This is a genomic window from Hathewaya limosa (assembly GCF_030815255.1).
Classification (GTDB): Bacteria; Bacillota; Clostridia; order Clostridiales; family Clostridiaceae; genus Hathewaya; species Hathewaya limosa.
On record NZ_JAUSWN010000039.1, the window covers coordinates 1 to 10,353 of the forward strand.

The following is a 10,353-nucleotide window of genomic DNA, read 5'->3' on the forward strand; positions in this document are numbered from 1 at the left end:
AATGGAACTTAAATAAGATGACTCCTGTTCAATACAGAAATCATCTTATCATATAGTCTTTTTTAAAACGTCCTTGACAAAGGGTACATTTTATATAAACTTAGATGGTTTTTATGGTGCACCCAAAGGGAATCGAACCCCTGGCCTTCCCCTTAGGAGGGGGACGCTCTATCCTACTGAGCTATGGATGCAAAATATTAAGTTTTTCCTTAACATTTTTATAATATTACAAATTTGATGAAGTGTCAACCAAATAGAGAATTTGTTTCCATTTATATTTAATTATTATATTTTTATTTAGCTATATAGGGTAAGGAGAGTACCTTTTGGTACTCTCCAAACAAAATTTTAAGTTGCCTTTACAAGGAAGGCTAAAGTTTGTTGATTTTCTACCCTACAATAAGTATTATATGATTTAACTATCTTTTTTATTATTAGTAATTTTTAAGTCATATTCTTTAATTTGCATATACTTAAAGTATTAGGTTAAAATATCCATATATGAACCTAAAAAAGTAATGAATTAGGAGGTAAAGTCTTTTTTGAACTAAGAAAGATATAATTTATCATGTATAAAAATTCTGTTCAAAGATTTAAAGAAATAGTTAAAATTTTAGCTCATTATGGTTTTGGTTCGGTTGTTGATAAGAAAATAAAAAGACAGGATGAAAGTTCACCAAAAAATCTAAGAAAAGCTTTTGAAGAACTTGGACCTACATTTATAAAAATAGGTCAAATTTTAAGCACTAGACCAGATATATTACCTGATCCTTATATTGATGAACTTTCAAAATTACAAAATAATGTTCCTGCTGAATGCTTTGAAGCAATAAACAATGTATTTGAAAACACCTTCAATATATCTATAAAAAAAGCATTTAAATCTTTTGATGAAAAACCATTAGCTTCAGCATCAATAGCACAAGTCCATAAAGCTACCTTATTTAGTGGCGAAAATGTAATTGTAAAAATTCAAAGACCTAATATAAAAAAACAAATGAATATGGATATAGAAATATTATCTAAAATATTTTCTTTGGCTAAATCAAAACTATCTGATTTTATAATTGACCCTCAAGAAGCTCTAGAAGAACTTAGATATAGTACAGAACTAGAATTAGATTTTACAAATGAAGTTAAGAATATGAAAAAATTTAGGGAATTCAATAAAGAATGTAATTATGTATATAGCCCTAATATAGTAGAAAATTTTTCATCCAATAAAGTTATTACCATGGAAATGATAGATGGTTTTAATATAAATAACTTCTCCAAGTTAAGAGAATATAATTACGATAGGGAAGACATAGGTAAAAAATTAATCCTCTCTTTTTTTAAACAGGTTTTTGAAGACAATTTTTTTCATGCAGATCCACATCCAGGAAACCTTCTAATTTATAATGGTAAAATTTGTTTTATAGATTTTGGGCTTATGGGATCTTTATCAAAAAGTTTACAAGAAGCATTAAACGAACTTATTATGGCAATTGTTTATGAAGATATACATAAAATTATTTCAATTATTATGAGCATTGGAATAAAAACAGGTTACGTTGACCGGAATAACTTATATGAAGATATTGATTATATACTAAGTGCATATATGTCTACTTCATTAAAAAATATAAAGATGTCTGATCTGATACAGGAAATTTTAAAATGTGCAAAAGATAATAATTTAAAATTTCCAAAAGATTTAACTATGTTAATTAGAAGTCTTGTGATTGTTGAAGGTGTAGCAGTTAAAATTTCACCAGATATAAATATAATGTCTATTGCAAAGCCCTATGTTAAAAGTAAAAATAAAACATCTTTGTTTTCTGATTTTAATTTAGATAATAGCTTAATTAGAACACGTACTTTTATAAAAGATACCTCTAGAATGCCAACTAAATTTGTAGAACTCTCTGATAGCTTTTTAAATGGTAGGGCTAAACTTCAATTAAAAATTCATGGTCTAGAAAAATCAATACGATCTTTAAATAGAATGGTAAATAGAATCGTATTTGCTCTTATAATAGCTTCTATGATAATAAGCTCTTCTATTATATTAGTATATAATATAGGTCCTAAAATTTTAAATATATCTATCTTAGGTATTAGTGGATATTTGTTAGCTGCATTTATGGGCTTGTGGCTTTTAATTTCAATTATACGTTCTGGAAAACTTTAGTTTAAATGCATAAATTATTATTCATATTTTAGTTATTAAAAAGATTTTAATCATTGAAAGGGGTATATACGTATATATGATAAAATACTATAATAGAAAAAATAAAACTTATGAAATAGAACATGTTGCAGGTGAAAAACAACTTACCTGGCTATACTCATCACCAGTTGGAAAAGGTATATTAGAACTACTGGTAAAGAAAAAACTTTTTTCTAAGATATATGGTTCTTATTGTGATAGTAGATTAAGTGCTAAAAAAATTGATAAATTTATTGTAGATCTAAATATTAATATGGATAAATATAAAAAGAATGCTAAAGACTTTAATTCCTTTAATGAATTTTTTATAAGAGAGTTAAACGACAAATATATAAACGACTTTAGTAAAAGCACTAATGATTTGATTTCTCCATGTGATGGCAGGCTTTTAGTATATAACAATATAAAATCTACTGAAAGCCTATGTGTTAAAGGTTTTGATTATTCATTAGATGAACTTTTACAAGATAAAAAACTTGCAAAAACATATGAAGGTGGGTCTTGCTTAGTTTTTAGACTTTGCCCTACTGATTATCATAGATTTCATTTTATAGATGATGGTATATGCACTAAACCTAATAAAATAAACGGGTTATATTATTCCGTAAATCCTATTTCTTTACAAAAAATTAAAAAAGTTTTTGTTGAAAATAAAAGAGAATGGAGTATTTTAAAATCTAAAAACTTTGATGATGTTATATACATGGAGGTAGGTGCTACTTGCGTTGGTTCCATTATACAAACTTACAAAGAAACGGAACATATAACTAGAGGTATGGAAAAGGGTTATTTTAAATTTGGTGGTTCAACCGTTATTTTAATATTTAAATCAAATACAATAAAGATTCATGATGATATAATTAAACATAGTAATAATTGTATAGAAACATTGGTTTCTATGGGTGAAACTATAGGAACAAAAATATAAAATTAATATAACAACTTTCATAATAAAAAGAGAGGATAAAACATAAGATAAAGTTTTTTTACTTATTTCTTATTTTATTCTCTCTTTTATATTTTAATGCTTAAATCTTTCAATTAAATCACTTAAAGATTCAACACTATCTTTATTTAATACTGTATTTTTTTCTAGTATGTCAGTTTTATCTACTATGTTAGTTGTCTTATTTGCAATATTAGCAATCCCCTCAGCGCCTTCACCAATTGTACTAGATACTTCACTAATTGCCGTAGCTACACTAGTTATACTATTGTTCAAGTCACTGGAAGTATTACTAAACTCCTCCATGAATTTTTTAAATTCCTCAGCATCTTTATTGTATTGTTCTGCATTCTCTATAAACTCATCATAATTATCTTGAACATCCTTTTCTATAAAACTTAATAAACTATTTGCACTGCAAGTTAAATTTTTTACTGAATTACTTACTTTTTCAACTATTCTTTGTATACTTACTGCAGTTTTTTGAGAGTTCTCTGCTAATTTTCTAACCTCATTAGCTACAACAGTAAATCCTTTACCTGCCTCGCCTGCCCTTGCTGCCTCAATAGCTGCATTTAAAGCTAATAAATTTGTCTGTTTTGTTATAGCCAATATAGCCGCAGCTAGGTGATGTATTTCCTTAACTGATTTAGCCTCTTCTATTGCCCTATTCATTTCCGCTTTTACCTTATGATATATATCATTTGAATGTTTTCTAGACTCCATAGATAATTGTTTTATTGTAGTGGCCCTTTCTGAAATCTCTTCTGACATATTAAATCCATCTTGGGCCTTACATGACATAAGACTTACTGCATTCTCCATTTCATTTGATGATGCAGCAATTTCTTCAGCGGTAGCAGCTGTTTGTTGCATAGAGGCAGATAAACTTTCTGTTTCTGTGAATGTTCCATCAGTATCCTGTTTTAACTCTTTAATTAAATCAGTAACACTAGTGACATTATTGTTTATAGAATCAGATGATTTGATTAACTCATCTACTATATGCTTTAATATTTTTCTCATTTTTACCATATCTCTTGCTATAACGCCAACTTCGTCACCTAGGTCAATTAATTCTTCAACATTTTCGTCTTCTACCAAATCTAGTTGAGCTGTTTTATTTACTAATACCTTAACCTCTTCAATAGGTTTAGTTATACACTTTGATAATATTCTTCCTAGCCAAATAGAAGCAATCAAAATTAATAAACTTACTCCCAAAATTACCATAGTTATATCTTGAACTGGTTGCTTTACCTCTGAATTATTGCTTAATATAACTAATATCCAATTAACCGTAGGAACTATTTCATAAGTACTAATTTTTAATTCATCCTTAAACATAAATGTAAGGTTTCCAAAATTTTTAACCTTTTTGCCTTCTCTTAACTTTAATGATATATCTTGTATTTCTGAAACCTCTAACTTAGTTCCAATTTTTTTTGGATCTTTTGAATATATTATATTACCTGTATTATCTAACAATATAGCTTGACTAGATTTAATTCCTTCTATACTTATTTTTTCAATATATTTAGCAAAAAACCTAGCTTTAATAGTTACTGCTATATATCCTATCCCCCTATTACAATCCTCTTTATCTTTAACAGGACTAGTGAAGATTATTACCTTATCACTAGATATCTTTGAGGGTAAAGTTTCACTTACATATCTAATACCTGTAATCCCAGAATTATTATATTCCTCATTAGAAACATTTTTACCTATATTATCTTTAATATTACTATTAATTATATTACCTTTAATATCTGATAAAAATATCTCTTCAATATCTCCGCCCATACATATCTCTTCAAATTCATCACTTAAAGATTTTAACAATGCCTTATACTGTGATGTTCCTACTTTCTTATCTTTAACCATTTTTAATATTTGACTATTTTGATATAAGTTAGTATATGAATCTACCTCTAACCTTTGTTTCTCCAACATTACATTCATGGTATCTAAGGCTCTATTACTTACGGATACCATATTGCTTCTTGTCTGCTTACCTACAATACTGGATGTTCTGATGTATGTTATCATACAAGTTATCAAGGATGTAAGCATTAATAATATAATTATTAACCCAGAAATTTTTTGTCTTATTGATTTGTTTTTCCCAATAACCATAAACTTTTTAGTCTTTTTATTCTTAGTGACTTTTTTTCCTTTTGACGTACTATCTTTCTTAATTAGCCTAAATATATTTTTTATCTTTACTTTTTTATAATTACAGACCTTTTGATTATTAGCCTTACCCTTTTCATTCGTATTCCCATCAATCTTTATATCTAACTTTTTATTATTCCTTTTTCCCTTATTGTTGCTAAAAAGAAATTTTTTCAAATTTGTCGCCCCCAATACAAACTATTGAATTTTCTTTTAGATATGATTGTTAAAGGTACTTTGGGTTAATTATCGTTATTTTCAAAATTTTCTTAACTATTATTTATAATTATATAATCAATATGATAATTTTAATAGATATTTTTGTAAATATTTTTTATTTATTTTACTATATTATATGAGACTTTACCTAAATATATAATATTTTAACTTTGACAAATTACTTTTAATATATTCATCTATTTGATTATAATAAAATTCTTTATTTAATGAACTATTTTCTTTACCATAATATTCTAAATACATATCATTAACTATTTCTTTTAAGTATAAAGAAATATATATATCATCTATACACTTTGCAAATTCTAGATCTCCTTGTGAATCTTTCTTTTTTATATTTAAAAGTCCTAAACAATAAATGTAATATTTATATAAATATATTACTGAATCAGATTTTAGAATTTTATCTCTTTTAACATTGAATCTAAGTCTTAATATAAAAATTAACATTAACATAATTGCTAGTAAACTAATTAAACCAAGGGTTACTTTCTTAATCATATTTAGGTGTTTTATATCTATTTTAATACTCTTATCATTCTTTGCACGTTCCTTTTTATTAATTCTATTTTTTACATTATTTTTAGGTTTATTTTTATCCACTTCTTTATTATTGGGTTTCTTTTCATTTTTAATATCTTTATTTTGAATTTGTTGAACTTGTTCCCTTGGTACAGGACTTCGTCTGATATTATTTGTATGCCCTTCTAAAGAAACCTTTGGTTCAGCTATAGCCCAAACATTACACTCTGGTATTACTAAAACCTCGCACCAAGCATGAGCATCTTGTGTTCCTACATAATAATACCCTTCCTTATCCTTGTTATCTGACATTTTAAATCCTTCTACATATCTAGCAGGTATACCCTCTATTCTACACATTATAGCCATAGCTGTAGCAAAATAAGTACAATAACCCTTCTTTTGATCAAATAAAAAGTATTCCAAAAACTCCTGATCTTCAGGTATATTTGATACATCTAAGGAATATTTATAGTTTTTTTCTAAGTATTCTTTTATTTTATGTACTTTAGACATACTATCTTTACATCCCTTTGTTATCTCATAAGTTAGATCATATACCCTTTTAGATATATTTTGAGGAAGCTGAATGTATTTTTCATAATTATCCCTAATAAGATATTCATAATCCCCATAATAGAAATTTTCTGGCCAATTACCAGAATTATTACTAATTTTTTCAATTGGATAATTCATGTACTCCCTAAATTCCTCATTTGTATCTAATATTTCTTCCCGTAAAGTAATACCATTTACATGTTTAAGTTGTGAAAATATAACACTGTATTTTTCATTTATAGAATCCGAAAACATTATATTTTGTTCCTTATCATAACTTATATTTCCTGATTGAGTAGTATACAATTTAGAACTCAAAAATGGTGCAAAGAAGCTTCTACTTAAAAAATCTTCGTTTAACTTTATTTCCATCTTTTTATTAGTAACCTCTACCTTCCTCATATCCCCTAGGTTATATATCCCTAAATCAATTTCATTCCCAAAATCCATATATTTCATAGGTCTCTTATTCCACCTATATCCATCGTATATATCTTTTACTCTTCCTTTTAAAAAATAAGGTTTATCACATTTAATCTTCATTAATTGTTTTTTATTTATAGAGATAGGTCCTCCTAATTTCTTATCACTATTTGAATATCCTACTTCATTTAAATTAAACTGATTTATCTCATTATCAATATTCTCTGCCTTACCATATATGATATTATTTATAAAACCTCTATACTTATTTTCTGATATTCTTCCTGTTGTCTCTGTAGAAATATACCCTAACCCCTTATTTAAAACTATACTCATAATCAGAAATATACTCATAAATAAAATTGGCTTTATTTTAATCTCTACATCCTTTTTTATTAATATTTTTAAATTTCCAATGTATGAATTCACCATTAATATAAACATATTAAAAAATAATATTGGCTTCATATAAGCTAAACATAATTGTTTATTAATAAACCATAATACTATTAATAAAAATGTAGTTACAAAAACCATTACATTTTTCCAAAAATTTTCAGTTATCCATAACGTAAATAAATATACAATAGGTAAAAATATTGTAAGAATAGGCTTATAATTTTTAAAATATGTAACTTCAGTTTTATATATAGACTCTTCTAAGATATCATAATTAATTAATATATTACTATTTATAAATTGATGTATAAATTTATGATTTAGAAAATATATAAATCCTCCAAATATAAGAATACCAATAAAAACATACAATCTAATAAACTTATTATTAATACACTTAAAAAATATAATATATATAAAAATACTAATCATACATAAAAAAAATAAAAACTTATAATCTATATTTTTTATTCTTAATCCTGTTTTAGCTACATGAAATAAACAATTTGAAGTAATTATAGTTGTAAAAACACAAACACAAAAATTAAATAAATAAAAGCTTTTTTTATCTAAATTCATATCTTTCACCCTTAATAATATCTTCAATTAAAATTAAAGTAACTTTATAAGAAAGACCTCTTAAAACTTTAATCTGTTCTTCTAATCTTTTATTACTTTCTAAAGATAAAATTATTATTGTTTTATTTTTATTAATGTTATTATTTATAAAATCTATAAAATCATTATACTTATAAAAATTATCCCTAAAAAAATACTCATTAATATTTTTAAAATTCTGAATATCGTTGATATAGAATTTATTTTCATCTATAGAATTTATAAATATATTTTGTTTATACCCTTTAGTCATTAGAAAATATATTATTGATATTGTATAACTAACTATTTGTTCATCATAAATACTATATGTTTCCCTATCTAATCCATTAAGATTTATAAATAGACTAATATTTACACTAGTTTCATCCTCAAAATTTTTTATCATTAAATGTCCACATTTTGCCGAAACCTTCCAATGTATTTGTCTGATGTTATCTCCAATCTCATACTTTCTTACTTCTCTTATTAAATTATTATTTTCTTTGTTATATATATTAAGATTAGAAACATTATTATCCGATTTAGCTTTCTTTATATCCTCTTCTATATTAATAATCTTAGGATATACCTTAATACTTTTATTAATTTTTTTGATATAATTAACTCGCCAAATATTAAATATATCTTTATAATCTATAATAATATCATCAATATTATAGATACCTCTTTTTTGTAAATTAACTTTTCTAATTATTTTTATATTTTGAAAAGATTTTACATATATACACTTATCAAATTCTTTTTGTAATATACAAACATAGGTTATAACTAACGGTGTTTTATTTTTTAAATTTATATGTAAAATAAATTCATCTCCAACAAAATAATCAATATTCTTATAAAAAACTTCTATATCTATAAAAAATCTTATTATTAAAACTTCTATTAGACCTATTATTAAAATCATTAATAATAAATAAAAAATACTATTAAACAATTGACCACCTATTAATACATACATACAAGTAAATACCATAAATACCGTTAGAAATTTAATATTTATCTTAATCATTTATAATCACCTTGGGCATAGGTACTCTATTTAAAATTTTATCTATAATATCTTCCACTGTTAATTCATCTTTAAGGGCTAAAGAAGATAGAACTAACCTATGTGACAGAACAAGCTTAACATTCTCTTTTACATCTTCAGGAATTACATACTTCCTACCTTGAATAAAGGCATTAGCTTGTGCTACTCTCATAAGTGCCATTGATCCCCTTACACTTGCACCTAATTTAATATATTCATTATTTCTTGTTTGTTCTATAACATTGACTATGTATTCATATACATTTAATTCTACATGAATATGTTTTACAGCCTCCTGTATTTCTTTAATATCTCCCTCATTAAAAATAGATTTTATGTTATTCATTGGATTGTGGTCTTTATATACTTGCAATATCTTAATTTCATCTCTAAATTCTGGATATCCTATACTTGTTTTAATTATAAATCTATCCAATTCTGCTTCTGGCAATGGAAATGTACCTTCATATTCTATAGGATTTTCTGTGGCTAAAACTATAAATGGATCGCCTATTTTGTATGTTTTACTTCCCTCTGTTACTTGTCTTTCCTCCATAGCCTGAAGTAATGCAGATTGAGTTCTAGGTGTTGCCCTATTAATTTCATCAGCCAATATAACATTAGAAAATATAGGCCCTTTTCTAAATTCAAATTCTAGAGATTTTTGATTAAATATAGATACACCTGTTATATCTGTAGGTAACAGATCTGGTGTAAATTGAATTCTATTACATGTTAAACTAAGAGTTTTAGCTAACACCTTTATTAGTGTAGTTTTTCCTACTCCTGGAACATCATCAATCAAAATGTGGCCTCCAGCTAATATGCCTTTTAATATATTTATTACCTCATTACTCCTACCTATTAGAACCTTTTCTATATTATCTATTACATCATTAATTATCTTATTATTCATATATTAACTCCTTATAGTATAATTAAATACTTCATATTCTAATTATACCTTTTACTACTAATTTTAACCATATATTTAAGTGTATTTATCAGAAAATTTGAATAATATTTTATTTAATAGCAATCACTAATATAAAGATTTTAAAAAAGGGGCTGTCGCACTAAAAAATAGTGCGACAGCTTTTTGCGTAAAAAATAAATCTCCCACTCCAAAGAGTGAAAGATTTATAGTAAAATTAATATATGACAAAACATATTAATTTACATAAAAATTATACTTCAAATCGTGGAAATTATCAATTAAAA

General features: G+C 25.2%; 6 protein-coding genes and 1 tRNA gene. 2 read left to right on the forward strand and 5 right to left on the reverse strand.

Translation table 11 applies throughout. The features are described from left to right. Positions 1 to 114: 114 nt before the first annotated feature. A tRNA-Arg gene (locus tag QOZ93_RS13595) sits at positions 115 to 191 on the reverse strand. A gap of 377 nt (positions 192 to 568) precedes the next feature. Here QOZ93_RS13595 and QOZ93_RS13600 point away from each other — a divergent pair. Next, positions 569 to 2,173 (forward strand): ABC1 kinase family protein, encoded by a 1,605-nt coding sequence (locus QOZ93_RS13600; RefSeq protein ID WP_307357349.1) that lies wholly within the window; start codon positions 569 to 571, stop codon positions 2,171 to 2,173. Positions 2,174 to 2,249: 76 nt separating this feature from the next. After that, positions 2,250 to 3,140 (forward strand): phosphatidylserine decarboxylase, encoded by an 891-nt coding sequence (locus QOZ93_RS13605; protein WP_307357352.1) that lies wholly within the window; start codon positions 2,250 to 2,252, stop codon positions 3,138 to 3,140. A 93-nt stretch (positions 3,141 to 3,233) separates the two neighbouring features. Here QOZ93_RS13605 and QOZ93_RS13610 read toward each other — a convergent pair whose 3' ends face one another. The 4 genes from QOZ93_RS13610 to QOZ93_RS13625 form a co-directional block, all read right to left on the reverse strand. After that, positions 3,234 to 5,513 carry a methyl-accepting chemotaxis protein gene (locus tag QOZ93_RS13610; protein ID WP_307357355.1) on the reverse strand — a complete coding sequence of 760 codons (2,280 nt, stop codon included), beginning with the start codon at positions 5,511 to 5,513 and terminating at the stop codon, positions 3,234 to 3,236. A gap of 186 nt (positions 5,514 to 5,699) precedes the next feature. After that, positions 5,700 to 8,057 (reverse strand): transglutaminase-like domain-containing protein, encoded by a 2,358-nt coding sequence (locus QOZ93_RS13615; RefSeq protein WP_307357358.1) that lies wholly within the window; start codon positions 8,055 to 8,057, stop codon positions 5,700 to 5,702. Next, entirely contained in the window at positions 8,044 to 9,111 is a 1,068-nt protein-coding gene (locus QOZ93_RS13620) for a DUF58 domain-containing protein (protein WP_307357360.1), read from the reverse strand. The genes QOZ93_RS13615 and QOZ93_RS13620 overlap by 14 nt, the downstream gene beginning before the upstream one ends. Continuing rightward, complete coding sequence (locus tag QOZ93_RS13625) at positions 9,104 to 10,048, reverse strand: AAA family ATPase (protein WP_307357362.1); 945 nt, start codon at positions 10,046 to 10,048, stop codon at positions 9,104 to 9,106. Before QOZ93_RS13625 ends, QOZ93_RS13620 begins: the two co-directional genes overlap by 8 nt. Between the last annotated feature and the right edge of the window lie 305 nt (positions 10,049 to 10,353).

Coding starts and splice junctions, on each gene's coding strand:
- QOZ93_RS13600 (WP_307357349.1), top strand. CDS start 569: ATGTATAAAAATTCTGTTCAAAGATTTAAAGAAATAGTTAAAATTTTA.
- QOZ93_RS13605 (WP_307357352.1), top strand. CDS start 2,250: ATGATAAAATACTATAATAGAAAAAATAAAACTTATGAAATAGAACAT.
- QOZ93_RS13615 (WP_307357358.1), bottom strand. CDS start 8,057: ATGAATTTAGATAAAAAAAGCTTTTATTTATTTAATTTTTGTGTTTGT.
- QOZ93_RS13620 (WP_307357360.1), bottom strand. CDS start 9,111: ATGATTAAGATAAATATTAAATTTCTAACGGTATTTATGGTATTTACT.
- QOZ93_RS13625 (WP_307357362.1), bottom strand. CDS start 10,048: ATGAATAATAAGATAATTAATGATGTAATAGATAATATAGAAAAGGTT.